This window comes from Streptococcus sp. ELY_86 (genome assembly GCF_058314495.1).
In genome coordinates, this window is record NZ_JBZFUK010000003.1 from 215,791 (window position 1) to 235,795 (window position 20,005).

At 39.5% G+C, this 20,005-nt stretch carries 18 protein-coding genes; 10 read left to right on the top strand and 8 right to left on the bottom strand.

Annotation, left to right across the window (positions count from 1 at the left end; translation table 11 throughout):
• The first annotated feature begins 66 nt into the window (after positions 1–66).
• A complete protein-coding gene (locus AC4HAN_RS06570; protein WP_491091787.1) occupies positions 67–1,689 on the top strand; it encodes a malolactic enzyme in 1,623 nt (540 codons plus the stop codon).
• A gap of 17 nt (positions 1,690–1,706) precedes the next feature.
• Positions 1,707–2,978, top strand: coding sequence for a 2-hydroxycarboxylate transporter family protein (locus AC4HAN_RS06575; RefSeq protein ID WP_491091788.1), 1,272 nt, complete (start codon positions 1,707–1,709; stop codon positions 2,976–2,978).
• A 104-nt stretch (positions 2,979–3,082) separates the two neighbouring features.
• Here the strand turns inward: AC4HAN_RS06575 and AC4HAN_RS06580 are convergent, their stop codons facing one another.
• The 7 genes from AC4HAN_RS06580 to AC4HAN_RS06610 all read right to left on the bottom strand — a co-directional run bounded on the left by AC4HAN_RS06580 (position 3,083) and on the right by AC4HAN_RS06610 (position 7,587).
• Positions 3,083–3,382 (bottom strand): YbaB/EbfC family nucleoid-associated protein, encoded by a 300-nt coding sequence (locus AC4HAN_RS06580; RefSeq protein WP_491091789.1) that lies wholly within the window; start codon positions 3,380–3,382, stop codon positions 3,083–3,085.
• A 78-nt stretch (positions 3,383–3,460) separates the two neighbouring features.
• On the bottom strand, positions 3,461–4,612 hold the full coding sequence (locus AC4HAN_RS06585; RefSeq protein ID WP_491091790.1) for a site-specific integrase: 1,152 nt from the start codon (positions 4,610–4,612) through the stop codon (positions 3,461–3,463).
• A complete protein-coding gene (locus tag AC4HAN_RS06590) occupies positions 4,609–4,863 on the bottom strand; it encodes a DUF3173 family protein (protein WP_027975872.1) in 255 nt (84 codons plus the stop codon). Before AC4HAN_RS06590 ends, AC4HAN_RS06585 begins: the two co-directional genes overlap by 4 nt.
• Entirely contained in the window at positions 4,856–5,452 is a 597-nt protein-coding gene (locus tag AC4HAN_RS06595; protein ID WP_491091791.1) for a replication protein, read from the bottom strand. The genes AC4HAN_RS06590 and AC4HAN_RS06595 overlap by 8 nt, the downstream gene beginning before the upstream one ends.
• 130 nt (positions 5,453–5,582) lie before the next feature.
• Positions 5,583–6,197 (bottom strand): hypothetical protein, encoded by a 615-nt coding sequence (locus AC4HAN_RS06600; protein ID WP_491091792.1) that lies wholly within the window; start codon positions 6,195–6,197, stop codon positions 5,583–5,585.
• The gene (locus AC4HAN_RS06605; RefSeq protein ID WP_491091793.1) at positions 6,197–7,273 is read right to left on the bottom strand and encodes an ATP-binding cassette domain-containing protein; all 1,077 of its coding nucleotides are present in this window, start codon (positions 7,271–7,273) and stop codon (positions 6,197–6,199) included. The genes AC4HAN_RS06600 and AC4HAN_RS06605 overlap by 1 nt, the downstream gene beginning before the upstream one ends.
• Entirely contained in the window at positions 7,273–7,587 is a 315-nt protein-coding gene (locus tag AC4HAN_RS06610) for a hypothetical protein (protein WP_408536834.1), read from the bottom strand. Before AC4HAN_RS06610 ends, AC4HAN_RS06605 begins: the two co-directional genes overlap by 1 nt.
• A 462-nt stretch (positions 7,588–8,049) precedes the next feature.
• Here AC4HAN_RS06610 and AC4HAN_RS06615 point away from each other — a divergent pair, with 462 nt between their 5' ends.
• From AC4HAN_RS06615 to AC4HAN_RS06625, 3 genes are read left to right on the top strand one after another with little or no spacing between them, the layout of a single operon-like run.
• Complete coding sequence (locus AC4HAN_RS06615) at positions 8,050–9,822, top strand: site-specific DNA-methyltransferase (protein ID WP_491091794.1); 1,773 nt, start codon at positions 8,050–8,052, stop codon at positions 9,820–9,822.
• Positions 9,819–12,044: a DEAD/DEAH box helicase gene (locus AC4HAN_RS06620; protein WP_491091795.1), complete on the top strand. Its 2,226-nt coding sequence runs from the start codon at positions 9,819–9,821 to the stop codon at positions 12,042–12,044. Before AC4HAN_RS06615 ends, AC4HAN_RS06620 begins: the two co-directional genes overlap by 4 nt.
• A gap of 9 nt (positions 12,045–12,053) precedes the next feature.
• Positions 12,054–13,883, top strand: coding sequence for an ImmA/IrrE family metallo-endopeptidase (locus AC4HAN_RS06625; protein WP_491091796.1), 1,830 nt, complete (start codon positions 12,054–12,056; stop codon positions 13,881–13,883).
• Positions 13,884–14,519: 636 nt separating this feature from the next.
• Here AC4HAN_RS06625 and AC4HAN_RS06630 read toward each other — a convergent pair.
• Positions 14,520–14,897 carry a winged helix-turn-helix transcriptional regulator gene (locus tag AC4HAN_RS06630; protein ID WP_491091797.1) on the bottom strand — a complete coding sequence of 126 codons (378 nt, stop codon included), beginning with the start codon at positions 14,895–14,897 and terminating at the stop codon, positions 14,520–14,522.
• A 157-nt stretch (positions 14,898–15,054) separates the two neighbouring features.
• Here AC4HAN_RS06630 and AC4HAN_RS06635 point away from each other — a divergent pair, with 157 nt between their 5' ends.
• The 5 genes from AC4HAN_RS06635 (at position 15,055) to sufB (ending at position 19,929) form a co-directional block, all read left to right on the top strand.
• Entirely contained in the window at positions 15,055–16,197 is a 1,143-nt protein-coding gene (locus tag AC4HAN_RS06635) for an NADH-dependent flavin oxidoreductase (RefSeq protein ID WP_491091798.1), read from the top strand.
• A gap of 9 nt (positions 16,198–16,206) precedes the next feature.
• Positions 16,207–17,064: an alpha/beta hydrolase gene (locus AC4HAN_RS06640; RefSeq protein WP_491091799.1), complete on the top strand. Its 858-nt coding sequence runs from the start codon at positions 16,207–16,209 to the stop codon at positions 17,062–17,064.
• A gap of 12 nt (positions 17,065–17,076) precedes the next feature.
• A complete protein-coding gene (locus AC4HAN_RS06645) occupies positions 17,077–17,439 on the top strand; it encodes a phenylpyruvate tautomerase MIF-related protein (RefSeq protein ID WP_491091800.1) in 363 nt (120 codons plus the stop codon).
• Positions 17,426–18,298, top strand: coding sequence for a DsbA family protein (locus tag AC4HAN_RS06650; protein ID WP_491091801.1), 873 nt, complete (start codon positions 17,426–17,428; stop codon positions 18,296–18,298). The genes AC4HAN_RS06645 and AC4HAN_RS06650 overlap by 14 nt, the downstream gene beginning before the upstream one ends.
• Before the next feature lie 212 nt (positions 18,299–18,510).
• On the top strand, positions 18,511–19,929 hold the full coding sequence (gene sufB, locus AC4HAN_RS06655; protein ID WP_491091802.1) for a Fe-S cluster assembly protein SufB: 1,419 nt from the start codon (positions 18,511–18,513) through the stop codon (positions 19,927–19,929).
• Positions 19,930–20,005: the final 76 nt, after the last annotated feature.

Consider the following 20,005-nt stretch of genomic DNA (forward strand, 5'->3'; position numbering starts at 1 on the left):
TTGACTATAATTTTCCCAAAGTTTTATACTGATGTCTGTTAAATGATTCATCAAAAGGAGAAAAATATGAAAGCTCATGAAATTTTAAATGATCCCTTTCTTAACAAGGGAACAGCCTTTACTATGGAAGAACGTAAAGAGCTTGGTTTGGTTGGTGTTCTGCCGCCTTATGTACAAACGCTGGAAGAGCAAGCTGAACAAGCCTATCAGCATTTCCTGCGTAAACCATCTAATCTTGAGAAACGTCATTTTTTGATGGAGATTTTCAATACAAACCGTACACTGTTTTATTATCTTTTCAGTCAGCATATTGTCGAATTTAACCCAATCGTTTATGATCCCGTTATTGCTGAAACAATAGAAGAATATTCTGAATTGTTTGTTGATCCGCAATATGCCGCTTACCTTGATATTAATCATCCGGAAAATATCGAAGAAACGCTCAAAAATGCGGCGGGGAATCGTGATATTCGTTTGATTGTAGCAACAGATGCCGAAGGAATCCTTGGTATCGGTGACTGGGGTGTGCAAGGGGTTGATATCTCTGTTGGTAAACTCATGGTCTACACGGCTGCTGCTGGTATCGATCCAGCCTGCGTTATGCCGCTTGTTATTGATGCTGGCACAAACCGTGAAGAACTTCTCAACAACCCAATGTACCTCGGCAACCGCCACGAGCGTATCCGCGGTGAAAAGTACGATGCTTTCATTGATCAATTTGTCCAAACTGCTGAAAGACTTTTCCCTAAACTTTATCTGCACTGGGAAGACTTTGGCCGTTCAACAGCTGCTGATATTTTGAATCGATACAAGAAAGAAATTCCAACTTTCAACGATGATATTCAAGGTACAGGGATCGTTGTCCTTGGCGGTATCTTTGGTGCTATGGACATTACTGGTGAAAAATTAACAGACCAAGTTTACCTTTGCTACGGCGGCGGTTCTGCAGGTGCTGGGATTGCTGACCGCGTTCATGCTGAAATGGTTTCAGAAGGACTTTCTTCAGAAGAAGCCTATAGTCATTTCTACATGATTGACAAACAAGGCTTTCTCTTTGACGATATGGAAGAATTGACGCCGGCTCAAAAACCATTTGCTAAAAAGCGCTCAGATTTTGCAAATGCCGGCGATATGACCAGCCTTCTTGAAGTCATCAAGACAGTGAAACCAACTATTCTTGTCGGAACATCTACAGATGCTGGCGCCTTCACCAAAGAAGTCGTTGAGGCGATGTGTGAAAATACTGAACGTCCGGTTATCTTTCCTATCTCCAACCCTACTAAAAAATTGGAAGCGACTGCTGAACATGTTATCGAATGGTCAGACGGTAAAGCCTTCGTCGCTACTGGTGTTCCATCAGGAACTGTCAGCTACAAGGGTGTTGACTATGAAATCGGTCAAGCAAACAACGCCCTGATCTACCCGGGTCTCGGACTTGGTATGCTGGCTTCTGAAGCTTCGCTCTTGACGGATGAGATGATTGGAGCGGCTGCACATTCATTATCAGGTATTGTCAACTCAGGACAGCCGGGTGCACCTGTCCTTCCTCCATTCAAATATGTGGCTGATGTATCTATCAAGGTAGCTGAAGCTGTTGCTAAGAAAGCCCAAGAACAAGGCTTAGCACAGGTTAATGAAGCTGATATGACTAAAGCTGTCCGTGATCTCAAATGGTATCCAAAATACTAAGAAGGGACAAGTTTGGTATGAAAAAAAGTAATGAAATAAAAATTGCCGGGGTCTCCCTGCGGCTTTATGCCGCATTTGTGGTAGTTCTTATGATCACAATTGTTATGGGGAAATTACCGCTCAACATGCTGGGGATTACCTTCATGCTGGTTGTTTTAGGCCACCTATTTTACTTCATCGGTGAAAAACTGCCTTTTTGGAACACATACCTTGGCGGCGGTTCAGTCTTTACCCTTTTGGCAGCTGCTGTTCTTGCGGCGACTGGTCTTGTTCCTAAAAATATTGTAGCAGCCACTTCTACATTTATGAGTGACTGGGGCTTTCTTGATTTTTATATCGCTGCCCTTATATGTGGTTCTATTTTAGGAATGAACCGTAAACTCTTGGTCAAAGCCTCAGCTAAATTTATTCCTGTATCGCTTTTGACCATGGTTATTGGTTTCTTTGCAACCGGTGCAGTAGGTGCTCTTTTGGGGCAAGGATTTGGACATTCTGTCATGTATATTTCCTTTGCTCAGATGGCTGGCGGTATGGGGGCAGGGATTGTTCCTCTGTCTAAAATCTATGCTGCTGGTCTTCATACTGATGCAGGCAATATCTTATCGCAATTAGCTCCTGCAACAACCTTGGGAAATATCTTTGCTATTATTGGTGCCATTGTCTTAGCGCGTGGATTTGCCAAAACGAAATACAATGGGCACGGTGTTCTTATTCCGGTTAATAAAGAAGATTTGGAAAAAGCAAAGCCGACCTTGGACTCAGCGAAAATCGGTGTTGGTCTCATGCTTGCTTTTATGCTCTTTCTTATCGGTGTGATTCTTAATGCTTTTATTCCAAAGGTGCATAGCTATGCTTTCATGATTATCATTGTCTTTATTCTTAAAGCGACCAATACTGTTCCCAAAGTCTTGGAGGAGACAGTCGTTATGTTCAATCAAGTTGTTATGACCAACTTGACTCATGCTGTCCTTGCTGGTATCGGGCTTGCCATGATTGACTTGTCCTCGTTAGCACAAGCTATGACATGGCAGTTTGTTCTCATCAGCTTGACATCTGTTGTCTCAATGGGACTTGCCAGCTGGATTCTTGGGCGCTTTCTTGGAATGTATCCCGTTGAAACGGCTATCGGTGCCGGTATGATCAATAACTCAATGGGCGGGACAGGTAATATTGCAGTGCTTTCAGCCGCAGACCGCATGGAGATGATTGCCTTTGCTCAAATGGCTAACCGTTTGGGCGGCGCTATTGTTCTTATTTTGGGCGGGATTCTTATCCAGTTTCTGCATTAAATGTTGTTTGTTTACTTAATAAAAAAAGCTTTTCCAAGGTATCTTAGAAAAGCTTGACTTATCAATAAAGTATTGTAAGACCTATCAGTTTTTGTTAGGTCTTTTTAAAATGGCAGTTTACCAGCAAAGGCTCCCATCGTTTTCTGTGTAGCATCCTCAATTTGGCTGAGAGCATCATTTACGGCTTGAGCGGTCATATCCTGCAGCGTTTCAATGTCCTCAGGATCAACAACAGCCTCTTTAAAATCAATAGAAACCAGCTTTTTATCACCTGTAAAGGTAGCCACAACGAGCTCTTGAGCTGATTTTCCGACAAAAGTCGTTTCAGCCAGTTCAGCCTGCTTTTTTTCCATTTGTTTTTGCAGCTTTTGCGCCTGTTTCATCATGTTTTGCATATTCATCATAAGATTTTCTAGATTCCTTTCGTATCAAGGGGTTAGACCTTGTTTGTTTTGAAACGGTGACCAATCGTGACCACTTTTTTAGAAGTTGTCAAAGGCATTGGCCACCTCTTTTTGTTGTGACGGGAAAAGATGGGAGTAAACATTGATGGTTGTGTTAATGGATGAATGTCCCAAACGCTTCATGAGAGTGAAGAAGATATAATCTTTTCCTTCTCCATTTCGTAGACCTTGACTGATTAAAAACGCTGCATGTGAGTGTCTGAAGTCATGATTGCGAATCATATTCATATTCTCAGGTAGTCGCTTTTTCAGTTTTGTCTTGAAATTGGTGACATTGGCAGAAGTCAGGCTTTCAGGAGAGTCTTGAAAGATTTGAAGACTTTCAAGGTCCTCTGTGAACTCTGAAAGGAGTTTTCCTTGTTGCTCTTTCCATTGTTTCAACTCTTCAGCAAAGGCAGAATGAATGTAAATCCGTCTTCGTGATTGAGTTGTTTTCACTGTTCCAATATGAACTTGATTTTTACGATAGTATGCACTATAAACAATATCAATGTAATGTTCAGTAAGATTTACATTATTCCAAGTAAGAGCCAAGGCTTCACCAAGCCGTGCACCTGTGAACATCAATACCCGATAAAGTAGCTGATAGCGATATTCACCTTCGGTAAAACAACTATCAAAGATTTTAAACTGTTCAGGTGTGTAGTAGGACATTTCCTTGTGTTGCTCAGGCAAACGCTTGAGTCCACTACAAGGGTTATCATTTCTGAATCGTTTAGCAATCGCTACCTCAAACAGCTTATGAATGAAAATCATCTGTTGATTGATATGACTGTTTGACAATGTTCCTCCTTTTACGCTTGGTGTCTGGATGAGCCAGTCACGATATTCCTTAATATCGTTGACGGTGACCAGTTTCATATCAGCATTAGCGAAGAATTTGGAAACATATTGGGTATAATAGGATTCTTGTGTATCAATTGTTCCTCTTTTGTTTCCTCTCAATTCATCTTCTTGACGAACCAGAGAATAGAGGTAGTCGATACTCAGACGGTCTTTCGTTTTAAACTGATGAAGCTGATTGATTCGATAATCGGCTTCATATCGTTCAGCTTCCTTGCGAGTCCTAAATCCTTTTTTACGGTGACGAATGCGGTCTCCTGTTAAGTGACTGTAACCATCACTTATATCTACAAGCCATTTTCCGTTTTTAAGTTTTGTAACTGTCATTGCTGTTCTCCTGTATCATGTAGACCAGCATTTTGAAGTACATCATAAATTATATCATTTTTCTGAGATAACCGAAAGCCGAGAATGTCTTCAATAGTCTTGAGTGGAACACGTCCAACACGCTTATTATCATACCAAGAGAAACCCTCTGAAACCAACTTGATTTTTGCGGTTCTAATCAATTTCGCGCACTGACTTTGTGAATAGCCGGTTAATGTCATTAGGTCGTTTTTGTCTACAATATCAATCATCATACTCTCCTTTAATTGCTTGTTTCTGCTGAGAGCTATGTCGCCGTGAGTCCAAATACTTAGCGAAGAAATAAGTTTTATTCATAATTAAATTAAGGAGTTGAGGATTCTCAGTTCTTGCATACCTGACTAAATGATTAAACTCTGTAAAGTTATGTTCTTCGATGATGTCAATAACAGTTGTGAGGAATTGATTATTGTTATTGCTGAGGAGAAATTTATCTAATTCAAACCCGCAGCCGAATTCAATGTCATTGATGTCATAGAGGGTCTTTTCTGGATTTTCCGCATGGGTGAAATAATCGTACATGCCTTTAGGGCTCATGACGATTTCCACGTGTGCTGGAGTGTTCAAGTGTTCAGTTAATAATTCTGAGACTTGCGAGTAGCTTTTGAGTGACTCAAAGAAGAGTGCTCCATGTTTATGAGCTTTTTTAAATTCTCCTGTTTCTTTATTGATATCTTTGTCATGCCATGGACTGAGTACAAATGGCACGTGCATGCTTTCCAAAATTTCTAAATAGTTATCAGGGGCACTTTCCTGATAGAGCAGGAATGCCCATTTATTTGAGCGTCTTTCTTTTGTCATTGTCTTCCTTTCTTTGATTGGTGATTATTGGTGTAATGGGGGTCGTAGTAACCCCATTACATGGTTGCGATAGGGTTTAAAAAGGCGGTACTTCTGGCTCTCACTGCGTGAGCCAAGCACCGCCTTTTCCTTAGCGTTTAGCTCCTGTGAACCAAAGCGTCTGTTTGACCCGATGAGCAGATGAAAAATAATAGCTCGGATTACGGCTGGCAATTTCTTCCTTGATATGCCCTTCCATCTCTTTTAAAAGTTTCTGTGCCTGCTGGGTTCTTGGCATCTTGATAAAGAGATTGACAGACTCTTTCCTCACGTCCACAGTGCATTTTGAAACTGCTTGATTAAAGCCCTTCAAAATCGGGTTGAAGCAGGTAACGGTCTGATTTTCAACAGTGATAATAGGTTCAGACTGTTTAGATTGTTTGAGGAATTGTCGCATGCGAAAGGTCTGATAAATAGACTTGACATAGTTCCAAAGTGAATCTTTCGTCAGCCGCTGAATGAGTTCAATGCCAATCAAAAAGATTGGGATTAGGACAAGACAGAGGGCGCCTAGCTGAATATAGTGTGCAAGGAGACTTAACTTCTCACTAATAAAGCTAAAGACATCATAAGCAGCTGCTAGTCTAGAAGTTTCGAGCAATTGAATAAGGAGACTCAGGCTAAATTTCAAGAAGAAGCACAAGGAGCTAAGCACTAAAAGAGTGACATTGAGATTAAATGTTTTTTGAAAGAAAGTTCTTTTCATTATAGAATGCCTTTCTTTGTGAAGTAGGTTGGGCAAAGCAGCGGTAAGACCTGATAAGGGTGTTCATTATCAATAATCTGAATCAGCCCTGTTCCTTTACCTATTGGAATGACAATTCCTTCAGGATCAAGGTCAGGAAAAAGAAATTGCGTTGTTTTCTTGTTAATATTGCCAATCTGAATGAGGAAATTGAGCTGTTCACGAACTGAGATAGGAATGGTGTTGTGGTCAAAACGCTGGCTCACTAAGAGCAGATGGACTTTGGTAGCTCGTCCAAGCAGAGCAATTTGTGATAAGAGAGAAAAGAATGACTCTTTAATAGCCCTATTGACTCCTTCTGAGAGTGCTAAGACTTCATCAATGACAATTGTCAGATGTTCAAATTGATGTTCAGAATTATCATAGAGAATCTCTTGCCGCTGCTGAATGAGTCCTAAACAGGCGCTAAGATTTTCATTGACTTCTGAAACAAAATCTGACTTAGAGCGGTTTTTCTGAGGATGAATCACGGCGATGCCCTTCTCACGAGCCCAACGTGACGGGGTGTCAAACTTAGGGTCTACAATGATAAGATCAGAAATAGGCTGCAAAAGACTTAAGAAGTAAGTCAAAGCATAGGACTTCCCAGAACCGCTGTTCCCAGCGATAGCTAGAGAGGTCACCTTATTATAATCAAGGACTAGATTCTTCATAATGGGAATGAAGGTGTCCTTTTGGGAGACTGTGAATTCTTCCAAATCCGGAATAACCAGCCGTTCAGAAACACCTTTTTTCCAAGGGAAGAAGAGTCCACGCTGTACATGAATGTCATCAGTATCAAGTGCCATAAAATAGGCAGAATTTTGTTTTAAAAGTGTGTAACGTGGATAGAGTGCAGCATTGGCAATTAAGAAGATTTTCTGATAGAGGTCGTCATCAATAATATAACCTGCTGGAAGCCTTGGAATAAAGAGAAAACCATCAGACATAATCTTGACATCAAAACTATTGGTATAGCTGGTCTCTCCCTGCATCAGTGCTCCAAGCCCCATATTGAGGCTTTGAAGCAGGTATTGTGCCAGTTCTTGCTTAGTCATTATTTGACCTCCTTGAGATTGTCGGCTTTGAAGTAAACATTGAAGCCTACCTCGCAGGCTTGAAGATTATCAAATTGCACCATTGTCATATAAGCAGGCAATTCTACTTCTGATTCAAATTTTACTTGAAATGGCGGAAGTCCTTTTTGAGTAAACCAAGCTTTATAAGCGATAATCTCTCCAGTTGGCTGGTTGTCTTCAAACTTAAGCTGTGGTTCGAGTTCTGTGCTTAAGCAGTAAATAGCTTGCTTATTGTCAATGTATTCATTTGCAGTATTGGCTGAATAGCCGCCTTTACGGTTATGTGTTTTCATATCAATTACCTTTCATTGTTTGCTATTGAGTTAGGTGAAGTAGCTCGGTTTTAGTCATGAGCTGGACTGTCTTAGCTAAGTACATTCTCATTCTAATCCCGATTAAGATATAAATATATAACTTACCAAGTCACTATAATTAAGATTGATATATTAACGTTTTTTAGCTATTTGCTCTGAAATGATGACTTAAAACACCCTAAAAAAAGACTTGATGGGACATTTTTTTACAATATTAAATTTTTTAAGCAGTCGTTCGTGGTATAATAGAATAGTGAATAAAACCACTTGACAAGGAGATTTAGAACTTGATACCATTAGCAACGAGCAACGAGCAACGAGCAACGAGCAACGAGCAACGAGCAACGAGCAACGAGCAACGAGCAACGATAAGGTAGTTTTCTACCTCTTTTCTGCGTGCACAAAAACACCCTCAGTTGCTGAGAATGGGGGTGTTTTGTAATGTCTCAAAACTTTATTGAACGCCCTCATAAGAATGAGAAGGAAGGGGCGATTGCCTATGTGCAGGAACTTCTAAAACAGGCTCGTGAGGATAGACGGAATGACGATGTTGAGAAATTGGACAATCTTATCCGTCTGCTTAATACCAAAAAGTATGGTCTTGTTTGGGAGGAACATGCTGAATTGGTCGAGGAAGAGATGAAAACCAAGATTCCGGTTTTCATTGAAGACGAGACCAAGAAAATTGTGGGAAATCCAGAGTCAGAAGATTATAATTTCCTTTTGGAAGGCGACAATCTTCATAGTTTGCACCTTCTCCAGAAGACCCATGCGGGGGCGATTGATGTTATCTACATTGACCCACCCTATAATACAGGCAACAAGGATTTTGTTTATAATGATAAGATTGTAGATAAAAAAGACGGATACTCACATTCAAAATGGCTGAGTTTTATGAGTAAGCGGCTTAAAATGGCTAAAGAACTTTTAAGTGATTCTGGTCTAATATTTGTTTCTATTGATGATAATGAGCAAAGTCAATTAAAGCTTTTAATGGATGAAATTTTTGGTGCTAGAAATTATTTGAACACCATTGTGATAAAAGCCAAAACTAGCTCAGGGGCAAGTGGAGGTGGTGAGGATAAACGTCTTAAGAAAAATACTGAGTTTCTTTTGCTATATTCTAAATCTAAAGAACAGACTGTATTTGAAACACCAACTTTCAGTGTAAAAATATCAGAGTATATAAGGGAACATAAAGAAAATAAGATTGGTTTTTATTACACAAGAATTGTAGAGGATTTTGGAGATAGGTTACTGGTAAGCAATGATGAAAATATGAAAGTTTTTGAGCATAGAAATTTCAAATTTTCTACAGTAAAGGAGAAAATGACAAGCGAAAAACTTAGTCTAGATGAAGTGTATTATAAATATTTTGATAGGATTTTCATGGTTACTAATGCTCAGACATCGCTGCTGACTAAAGTAAATAATATAATTTCAGAGAAAGGAAAGTTAATTTCTTATGACTATGTTCCTAAATCAGGGAAGTTTAAAGGGAAACAAATTAGTAAATTTGTTTGGAATCAAACTCTGGTTGTTTGGTTTTCAGACAGTGCTGTTAAAACCAAAGACGGCATATATAAAATAAGTCAATTAGGTAATTTATGGGCAGATATCTCGTGGGGGAGGCTTGATAAACAAGGTGATATTATCTTCAAAAACGGTAAAAAACCAATACTACTTGTAAAGCGCATTATAAAGATGCTGACAAATAAGAATGCCTCCATCCTTGATTTTTTCGCTGGCTCTGGTACGACTGGTCACGCCGTTGCCCAACTCAATAAAGAGGACGGAGGTAATCGCAAGTACATTCTCTGCACCAATAATGAAAATAATATCTGTGAAGAGGTGACATACAAGCGTTTAATCAATATTCAGGAAGAGCTACCTCATAACCTTAAATACTTCAAGACAGATTTTGTGGTTAAGGAAGAATTTCCTGATGTTACGCTTGAATATGAATTGCTTAACTATGTGACTCCACTTGTGGAGCTAGAATTTGGAGTGGATATTTCTAATCCTAAAGTACAGGTTATCTTGTCAGAAGAACAGTTAGATAATATGAAGGAATCAGACTTCATTGAAAATTCTACCCTCTTTATTCACCCTGAGGTTTTCTTTGATAGCAAGCAAGAACGCATTCTTCGTGAGAAAAACATCACAAAACAAGAGATTCCAGATTACTACTTTGGAAAGGATATTTGGTCATGATTGAATTAAAAAATTTTCAACAAAATCTGGTCGATAAACTATTAAAATTTACAGCCCCTGAATATGGTGTTGATGAACTAATTATTAAATCGCCAACAGGTTCAGGTAAAACTATTACACTTCTTGATTGGGTGAATACCTATATTGCAAGTACTCATGATAATGTTGCTTTTGTCTGGTTTACGCCTGGTGCAGGAGAGCTGGAAGAACAGAGTCAGGATAAAGCGAGGAATTTCTCTTCTATCAAGGTACAATCACTGTCAGATGCACTTAGTCAAGGATTCGACCAAGGTACAGCAACTTTTATCAACTACGAGTCGGTTGTAGGTAAAAATAAAAAAGCGATGCTGACGGATAGTGAGCGAGATAATCTTATTGACAAGATTGACAAAGCCTTTGAAGCAGACCGCCATTTTATCCTCATCATTGATGAAGCACATAGTAATGACACAGTTAAAGCCAAGGAAATTATTTCACGCTTTAAGGCTGATAAGACCGTCAAAGTGTCAGCGACCATTGAAGACCCCAATATGCCTGATAAGGTAGAATTCTATGAAGTTACCGAAGAGGAAGTTATTGCATCAGGTTTGATTACAAAATCAGTGGTCGTTAATGAAGGGCTTGAAAATTATCTTGATGACAATCAGAATATCAGTGCAGAATTTGAACTTCTCTTTGAAAGTGCAGAGCAAAAACGGAAAGAAATTGTTCAGAGCTATGCTGAACATGGTGTAACTGGAGTCAATCCCTTAGTGTTGGTTCAATTGCCTGATAAATCAGATTCAGAGCCCGAGTTAGTAAGTCGTATTGAAACCTATATCCAAGAAAAACTTCATAAAACTTATGAGGATGGAAAACTCGGTATTTGGTTGGCAGACCAGAAACGAAACTATCTCAATGTGCAAGAACTTGATAATGAAGTAGAATATCTCATTATCAAACAGGCAATTGCCACAGGTTGGGATGCCCCACGAGCTAAAATTCTAATTAAGATTCGTGAAAACATGGGTGAAGCTTTTACCATTCAGACGATTGGTCGTATCCGTAGGATGCCCGAACCTTTCAAAGGTCATTATGATGTTGATGTATTGGATAATGCTTACCTTTATACCTTTGATGTAGACTTCCTGAATGGCGCATTTGCACAAAAAGGAGTTGGAGTACCAACGCCACTCTTGAAACGCAAAGAGGTCGCGAAAGATTTTCATCTAATCAGTGAGCGAAAATTGGACTTACATGAGGGACAAAGCGAAAAAGGCCTGCGTGAAAATCTTTATCAAGGATTGGTTCGTGAATGGAACTTGACAGATGACGTGGAATCTAATAAACAAAAGTTAGAGAATCAGGGGCTTCAATTTGGAAGTTCCATTGTCAACACCTATAAACAAGGTCGCTTTGATACGCTGGAACATTCAGACCGTCTTCAAGATAGAGAAAGACGAGTAGAAGCTGATTATCACGGTAATCGTATTGATTTACTTCATGCTTTTCATGAACTTGACCGAGTGGCTCACTTAAGAATGAGTCAAGTTGAGGCTTTATTGAAACGTTTCTTTATGGATGATAAACGGCCAAATAAACAGAAGCTCTTGAAATTGGAAGCTAATGAGTGGACAGCCTTCATTTTGAATAACTGGAGAGTATTTCGTGAAGTTTTCAGACAGGCAGATATTCAGCCAGAAACCAGTATGCGACGGGTAAATATTCAGGAAAATGATTTCTACATTCCGATGACGGAACGCTATTTATATAATCCGAAGTTGGAATATACTGATACAGTAACCAATGTGTATGATGGTTATCCGAGCAGTGTTATTAAGGAAAGTGAAGCAGAGCGAATCTTTGAGGACTATATTGAATCACATGAGGATGTTGTTGATTTTCTTTATAAGAACGGTGATAAAGGAAGTCAGTATTTTTCTTTGGTTTACCGTACAGCAAGTTCTTCTCATCATTTCTACCCTGACTATATCATCAAAATGAAGAATGGTGATGTTTATATTGTTGAGACTAAGGGGGGAGAAGATGCTAAAGGTAAGGATAAGAATATTGATGATTATGCACCATTGAAATATGAAGCATTGAAAGCCTATCTTAAAAAGTATCATCTGAAAGGTGCTTTTGTTCGTGATATTGCTGGAACTCTCCGATATCTGAACGAGGGTGAATGGAGAGATGATATAGCCGACTGGTACCCTATTGATGAATTGTTTGGATTTTAGGAGGAAAATTTGATTTCTTTTAGTAAGTATATTGAGAAAACATTCTATAATGAAATCTATGAAGCAAGCGAGAATTACTTCTTAGACCATCTTGAAGATTTGGGAATCACTAATAATTATGATGGTGAGGTAGAAGTTATAGATGTTGAAGTTAGGAATGTTTATGCAGGTCACCGTGGTGACGGTGAAATTGATATAGATATTTTAACCAATGTTTATGCAACTGTTTCTGAAACTACCTATTACCGTGAAGATGAGGTCGAAAAGAATCGTTGGCTTCGTGTCTCATGCGCAGGAAAACCTGATGCAGGAATCAAAAACTTTAGAGTGGCAAAAGTTGATGCTTACGAGAAAGGAACATTTAGTACCTTCAAATATCCTCTTTCTGATAAACTGGTTCCATTCATTTGGAAAGATGATTTGGATAAGGTTGCCGAAGCAATGTTGAAAAAATATGAACCCAGTGCCTTGTTGACTCCGACTAGAATTGAACCCGAAACCATAGTCAAACAGATGGGGTTGCAAATCAAGTACGAAACTATCACATCAGATAATTCGATTTTCGGACAAATCTATTTTCAGGATAATCTTGAAAATGGGATTCCAGCAGGGACAGTAGTCATTGAAAAAAAGTTATCCCAACTACGGAATGCTGGGGTTGTTAGAAATACGATTATTCACGAATGTGTTCACTGGGAATTGCACCGCTATGCTTTAGAGTTAGCACGAGCTGAGAAAGAAGAACTATCTGTTCTTTCCACTACCGAAGATATAAAAGAGGAAAACTCGTCCGATATGATTAGTTGGATGGAGTGGCATGCTGAATCCATAGCCCCCAAAATCTTGATGCCCAAAGAGATGTTCGTTCAAGAAGCAAGAGTGAGACAGCAAAGGCTCCTTGAGTTTAGTGAAACGCAAGATGAACTTGAAATTGTTGAGAAGTGGATTGATGAGCTAGCCTTGTTTTTTGGAGTGTCACGCCTATCTGCCAAAGTTCGGTTAGCAGAATGTGGTTTTGATTTAGTAAAGGGAACATTCATCTACCTAGATGATAAATATGTTCCAACTCATAAATGGAAAAACGGCTATTTAGAAGATACACAGACATTTTCAATAAATCTGATTCAGCTTGGTTTACAACTGTTATCCCAGCCAAATTTGAAAGAACGTGTTGATAAGGGTGAATTACTTTGTGTAGAGTCGCATCTCTGCATAAATGATGCGAAGTATATTTCTTATGACATTGCAGGTAATCCGTTTTTAACTCTTTATGCACGGCATCATATGGATGAGTGCTGTATAGTGTTTAATATTGTTCCAATAAACCGAACAGGAAATTCAACTGCCCTGACTCTGTTACTTAATCGAGATGCTGATTCTGATATTCAATTTACTATCAGCTATCCCAAGGATAAGAACGAATGGATTGAGCAAATTGACGTTCACATAGGCGATACTCTTGAAATCATGTCCAAGCTCAATGGAATGAGCAGTTTTGCTCCTGCATTAGTTGAGGTGATGAAGTGGTGTGATGTTAGAAATCAGGAACTGGCTGACGCAAGTAATCTTGGTTTAAAGGCAATTTCTAACCTCAGAAATGGCAAAACTGAACCAAAACTTGAAAGTGCCATTGCTATTTGTGTAGGAATGAAATTGCCACCCATTGTTAGCAAAAAATTGGTTGAGTTATCAGGGAATGTGCTGAGAACAGGTAATCCAAAAGATATGCTCTATGAGTTCATACTCTGTGGAGCAGCAAGTTTAGATGTGAATATGTGTAATACACTACTTGTCAATAACGGATTCAAAGAACTTGTCCCGGATAGAAGTGCATTATAACTTAAAAGGATAACAAGGAACTCGCTGGTAAGATTAAAAAATAGAAAAAGGCAGGTGCGGACACCTGCCTTTTGGATTCCTCTGCTCAATCGAAAAGACTTTTGCTATTTCGACTGTTTAGAGGAATGAAAATATTCAATTTGTACTTCAAAATGCTAGTAAGTGAGTGACCAAAAAGTGACCACTTTTAAAATTTTTAGTGCATTTTGTAAAATTGTGAGAATCTAAAACCTTTTTAAATCAATGTTTCTGACGATTACAAGACTTACAGAACTGAACTAGGGGTCTTGCATATTCATCATAAGATTTTCTAGATTCCTTTCGTATCAAGGGGTTAGACCCTGTTTGTAAATTTTCGTTGCCTTATTTTGCCTTATTGTTAAAAATTTTCAAAGGCAGAAGCGATTTCTTGTAAGAAGAAGTACAGTGTTTATTATACCATGTTTAGGCAGTAACTTAAATCCCTAAATTTGTTTGGCTGCCTTGCGTGAAAGACAGTCAGTTTTATTGATTAGTCCTCCAAATCTCAAAGTGCTGTGCCGGCTGATTGGTTTTATAAAAATGAGACTTTTAGCTTTTCGTTGGTTAGCGTTGAGTCTGTTCGTCTTTTTGGTTTGGGCTTTTGTGAAATCATTTTTATGAGTTAAAATTTTTGAGTTGTTCGTTCATATGCTTTTTTCCCCACTCAAAGAGTTCTCCCATAGTGCCGATTAAATCTTTTCCTAAGTCAGTTAAATGATAAGTTACGGATGGAGGAACTGTTTGATAGTCATAGCGATAAACAAGCCCATCGTCCTCAAGTTCCCGTAAACTTTTTGTCAGCATAGTGTTAGTGATGCTGCCGATACTGCGTTTCAACTCATTATAGTGCTGTCCGTCATTTAACATGAGATACCACATGACAGGAATTTTCCATTTTGAACCAATGATTTTCATGGAATGGATAATCGGACAGTTTTCAGGCATTTCGCTGTTAAAATATTGGATTTTTCTGTCAAAATCTTTTTGATTCATGCTTTTCTCCTTAGATTATAGGGTTTAAGATGCATATTTTTCTTGGAAAAGGTTAAAAATTTTTAAGGAAGAAAAAAATGCGTACTTGTTTTTTTGTTTCTTTGATTTTATAATTTAAACCATCAAAAGTCAAGGGGCTTAGAAAAGAGGGAGAAAGATGAAATCGAAATACAATGTTCTTTTTGAACCTTACCTATTGAATAATGGAGTAGAAATTAAAAATCGTTTGGCAGTTGCCCCGCTGACGGTTTATGATTCCGGTGAAAACGGAGAATTAACAGACTCAGCCCGTTGTTTTTGGAATAACAGGTTTGAAGGATTCGGTCTTTATATTATGCCGTTTACTAATGTACATCCCAGCGGTATTGGCTTTGAGTCACCTAATGCTTATGATGAAAGCCACTTAGAAACGCTCAAAGAATACGCGGATATTGCACATAAGCAAGGTGCTAAATCTATTGTACAATTAGCGCATTCAGGACTTCGGGCTGATCGTCGTATGACAAAAGGCTTTGACCTTGTCGCACCAACCGCTGAACTATACAGCGGTGCCAGAGAATTAACAGATTCTGAAGTGCACAGTCTAATTAATAGCTTTGCAGATGCAGCTGAACTGGCTTTGCGAGCTGGTCATGACGGGGTAGAGATTCATGGTGCTAACGGTTGGCTGGTCCAGCAATTTTTCTCTGAAACCTATAATCGCCGTACTGATTATTGGGGCGGTTCCTTAGAAAAGAGACTTCATTTCCCGTTAGCGATAGTAGACGCTATTGATGCGGTCCGTCAAAAATATGACCGTCCTGATTTTATTGTCGGTTATCGCTTTTCTCCCGAAGAACCGGGTGAGTACGGTCTGACAATGAAGGAGACATTTGCGCTTGTAGATGCATTAGTTGAAAAGCCTTTGCAGTATTTGCATGTGTCATTGTGGGATTTTTATAAAAATGCCAGACGCGGTGCAGATACTGATCAAAAGCGGATGAAACTGCTGCACGATCGTATTAATGGCAGACTGCCTCTGATCGGGGTTGGCAATCTTTATACAGCAGATCAGATTTTAGAGGCTTACCAAACAGGATGGGCAGAACTTATTGCACTTGGTAAGACTATCATGCTAAATCCAAATTTAATCAGTCTTATCCAAAATGAGCGCGAAGATGAGATTGAAACAAAATTTGATTGGGACAAACAAGATAAGTACCGCTATACTCCAACGATGCTGGAAGGAACTCGCCGAGGGCTCGATTTTTATCCGCCATCAAAACAATTTGACTTACGTTACAAAACAGAAGAATACTAGGGAGATGTCATGCAAGCAATAAAGGTAGCGACAAAAAGAGGAAGCGTGCTGGACGGTGCTGTTTTTAATGATACATGCAAGGCCGAAATTGTTTTAATTGCTATTACAGGGGTTCACGGCAATTTTTATTCGAATCCCTTTTACATCACTATTGGTGAAACACTTAACCAAGCTGGTATTGACTTTATCTATGCTCAGACCAACGATGCTTTTGGTGAAATTCCAACAATTAATGCCAACACAGGACAAGAGGAGATTATCGGTTCTTGGAATGAAGATTTTCATGATACTGATGAGGATATTGAAGCCTATCTCCATTATGCTGCGCGTGCCGGCTATAAGCATATTATTTTAGCCGGCCATTCTTTAGGGGCCAACAAGGTTATCTATTACCTGTCCCGTCATCATAACAAAGGAATAGATAAATTTGTCTTGCTTAGTCCAGCCAATCTGACGCATTTAACAAATCAGGTGACGCGCCAAGAGAAAGAAATAGTTATGAACTATATGAGCAAAGGAGATGGCGAAAAAATACTGCCCTTTCCTTTGCTGGGATTTATTCCCGGAACAGCTAAGATGGCTTATGGATGGCTGTTTAATAATATCCTTAATAATGTTCATGTCGAATCAGATGCAGATTTTTCGCAAATTAGGCAGATTCAGCACACAGGAGCTTTAGTAATTGGCACTTATGACCGTTTTACTTATGGAGATCCGATGCATTTTTTGGAAAATATCAACAGCCATTTTCCAAATTCTGACAAAAACGAACTTATTTTTATAAAAAATACCGGGCATACCTATCAGAAAAAAGAGCAGGAATTAGCAGACAGTTTAGCCGATTTAATTACAAAATGGATGAAATAGGAGATCGTTATTATGCCTTTTATAATGCTGAAAACAAATCAGGCTGTGACTGATGAACAGGAAAGAACCTTGAAAAAATCTTTTGGTCAAGCTATTCGTTTAGTACCCGGAAAGTCTGAGCAGGGATTGATGGTCGGAATTGAAAGCAACTGCCGCTTGTATCTTCGCGGGACAGACACTCCGACAGCCTATATTGAAGTAAGCGTCTTTGCTAATCCCAACCATCTGGGTTATGAGCAAATGACCGTGGCCATAACAGCTGCAGTACATGGCAGTTTAAAAATTCCCATCAATCAGATTTATATTCATTATCACGATATCAAGGCTTGGAGTACAGCGGGTTATTACGTGGAGGATGGCGATGCTTCATATTGACGTTTTTACTGATCCAATGATGGGCCTTTCCTATGAATCTGAACCTTTTTTGAGGTATTTGGAGACACATTTTGAGGATGATATTACTTTTTCCTATATCATGAGCGGTTTAGTGAGAGATGTCCATGATTTTATGACAGCTGAGGATCTTTCATTAGGAGAGGAGCTGGGAATCCGAAAATACAATCAGCGCTTAGCAGGCATTTATAAATCCGAAGAAAGCATTTCCGGTTTACCAATTAATATGGGCCATTTTCAGCTGTTTACGCCAACAGAAAGATCATCTATTCCCTTAAATCTGGCTTATAAGGCTGTTCAGATCATTAAGCCACAACTGGCAGAACATTTTTTGTATCTACTGCGCTATAAAACAATTGCTGAAGGACGGCAAACGACAAAAAGAGAAGAAATTTTACAGATTGCTGAGGAACTTGGACTAAGTGCTGCTGATTTTCAGGAACAGTTGGACAGTGATAAAGTGAAAGAAAACTTGGCTGCAGATTTTCAGCGGCTGCGGCATCTGGGAATTCAGTCACTGCCTGCTTATCTTATGACTTTTGATGGAAGATCAATTTTATTGCAGGGGGTCACTCCTGTTTCTGAATTTTTAGCGTCAATTGACCAATTAACCTCTGGAGCGCTGGCTCCAAAAGATGTTCCTAAAAATCAGAAACATCTGATAAGCTTTTTGAAAAAGCATCCGTTAATATCACCGATTGAATTGCAGGCAGCCTATGATTTTGACAGTTTAGATGACGTCTGGGATTTTATTGGGCCTCTGCTAAAAAAAGGAATAGTGAAAATTAAACATGTACCCGGAGGCTGTTTTGTTGACTGTGCTGGTGTACAGGATTGGTAGTTTGACGGTTTTAAAGTAATTTTCACAAACTGACAGTCGAAATTCTGGAGAAGATGATGAATCGATCCCTTAGGACAATCAAACGCGCGGAACTCAGGAGTAGGTATATTTAACACTAACAGTCTTGTTTTAAAGAACAAAAAATGCTGTTCGAAAAATGGCAAAATATCAGAAATTTTAGTATATTAGATATATTAAAAGAAGGTGAACCAATGTCTGAAACAAAAACACAAGTAACTCCTAAGCCTATTGAGTTAGGTGATTATAAATTCGGCTTTCACGATGATATCGAGCCTATTATTTCAACCGGCAAAGGTGCAACAGAAGCTGCCGTGCGTGAACTTTCCCGAGCTAAAGGGGAGCCCGAATGGATGCTGAATTTCCGTCTTAAGGCTCTTGAAACTTTTCATAAGATGCCTATGCCGGACTGGGGACCGGATCTGTCGGAGCTTGATTTTGATGAGATTATTTACTACCAAAAGGCTTCCAAGCAGGCAGAACATTCTTGGGATGATGTCCCCGAAAAGATAAAAGAAACTTTTGATCGAATCGGAATTCCGGAAGCCGAGCGCAATTATTTGGCAGGTGCTGTTGTTCAGTATGAGTCAGAAGTTGTCTATCATAATATGAAAGATGAATATGACCGTCTGGGCATTATCTTTACAGATACGGATACGGCTCTCAGAGAATACCCGGATTTATTTAAGAAATATTTTGCTAAGTTAGTATCACCGGGGGATAATAAGCTGTCAGCTTTAAACGCGGCCTTTTGGTCAGGCGGCACCTTTATCTATGTTCCTAAAGGGGTCAAATGCGACATCCCCTTACAGACCTATTTTCGGATGAACCATGAAGAGACGGGGCAGTTTGAGCGGACCTTGATTATTGTTGATGAGGGAGCCAGTGTCCATTATGTTGAGGGATGCACGGCGCCTATCTACTCGACGGCCAGCCTGCATGCTGCCATTGTTGAAGTCTATGCGCTTGAGGGTTCTTACATGCGCTATTCAACCATTCAAAACTGGTCGGATAATGTCTATAACTTGGTGACCAAGCGGGCAAGAGCTGATAAAAACGCTACAGTAGAGTGGATTGACGGCAATTTGGGTTCCCATACAACGATGAAGTATCCGTCTGTTATTTTAGATGGAGAAGGTGCGCGCGGGACTATGCTCTCAATTGCTTTTGCTAACGGCAAACAAGTTCAGGATACCGGCGGCAAGATGATTCACAATGCTCCGCACACCAGCTCTTCTATTGTTTCCAAGTCCATTTCTAAAGGAGGCGGCGAAGTCAATTATCGGGGGCAGGTGACCTTTGGCAAGGATTCCCGCAAGTCTGTCAGCCACATTGAATGTGATACCATTATCATGGATGAACTATCTCGGTCTGACACAGTGCCTTTCAATGAAATTCACAATTCTCAGGTGGCCTTGGAACACGAGGCCAAGGTGTCCAAAATTTCTGAAGAGCAGCTTTATTATCTGATGAGCCGCGGCCTGACAGAAAGCCAAGCTACCGAAATGATTGTCATGGGCTTTGTTGAGCCCTTTACCAAAGAGCTTCCTATGGAATATGCGATTGAGCTTAACCGGCTTATTTCTTACGAAATGGAAGGCTCTGTCGGCTGATAAAAAAACACAAACAAAAAAAGCGGCAAGTCAGCTTTCGGTTAAAATCCGACTGCCGATTTGCCGCTTTTTGGCT

Coding starts and splice junctions, on each gene's coding strand:
- AC4HAN_RS06645 (WP_491091800.1), top strand. CDS start 17,077: ATGCCTTTTATAATGCTGAAAACAAATCAGGCTGTGACTGATGAACAG.
- sufB (WP_491091802.1), top strand. CDS start 18,511: ATGTCTGAAACAAAAACACAAGTAACTCCTAAGCCTATTGAGTTAGGT.
- AC4HAN_RS06570 (WP_491091787.1), top strand. CDS start 67: ATGAAAGCTCATGAAATTTTAAATGATCCCTTTCTTAACAAGGGAACA.
- AC4HAN_RS06590 (WP_027975872.1), bottom strand. CDS start 4,863: ATGATTGATATTGTAGACAAAAACGACCTAATGACATTAACCGGCTAT.
- AC4HAN_RS06575 (WP_491091788.1), top strand. CDS start 1,707: ATGAAAAAAAGTAATGAAATAAAAATTGCCGGGGTCTCCCTGCGGCTT.
- AC4HAN_RS06605 (WP_491091793.1), bottom strand. CDS start 7,273: ATGACTAAGCAAGAACTGGCACAATACCTGCTTCAAAGCCTCAATATG.
- AC4HAN_RS06630 (WP_491091797.1), bottom strand. CDS start 14,897: ATGAATCAAAAAGATTTTGACAGAAAAATCCAATATTTTAACAGCGAA.
- AC4HAN_RS06585 (WP_491091790.1), bottom strand. CDS start 4,612: ATGACAGTTACAAAACTTAAAAACGGAAAATGGCTTGTAGATATAAGT.
- AC4HAN_RS06580 (WP_491091789.1), bottom strand. CDS start 3,382: ATGATGAATATGCAAAACATGATGAAACAGGCGCAAAAGCTGCAAAAA.
- AC4HAN_RS06615 (WP_491091794.1), top strand. CDS start 8,050: ATGTCTCAAAACTTTATTGAACGCCCTCATAAGAATGAGAAGGAAGGG.
- AC4HAN_RS06610 (WP_408536834.1), bottom strand. CDS start 7,587: ATGAAAACACATAACCGTAAAGGCGGCTATTCAGCCAATACTGCAAAT.
- AC4HAN_RS06635 (WP_491091798.1), top strand. CDS start 15,055: ATGAAATCGAAATACAATGTTCTTTTTGAACCTTACCTATTGAATAAT.
- AC4HAN_RS06600 (WP_491091792.1), bottom strand. CDS start 6,197: ATGAAAAGAACTTTCTTTCAAAAAACATTTAATCTCAATGTCACTCTT.
- AC4HAN_RS06595 (WP_491091791.1), bottom strand. CDS start 5,452: ATGACAAAAGAAAGACGCTCAAATAAATGGGCATTCCTGCTCTATCAG.
- AC4HAN_RS06640 (WP_491091799.1), top strand. CDS start 16,207: ATGCAAGCAATAAAGGTAGCGACAAAAAGAGGAAGCGTGCTGGACGGT.
- AC4HAN_RS06650 (WP_491091801.1), top strand. CDS start 17,426: ATGCTTCATATTGACGTTTTTACTGATCCAATGATGGGCCTTTCCTAT.
- AC4HAN_RS06620 (WP_491091795.1), top strand. CDS start 9,819: ATGATTGAATTAAAAAATTTTCAACAAAATCTGGTCGATAAACTATTA.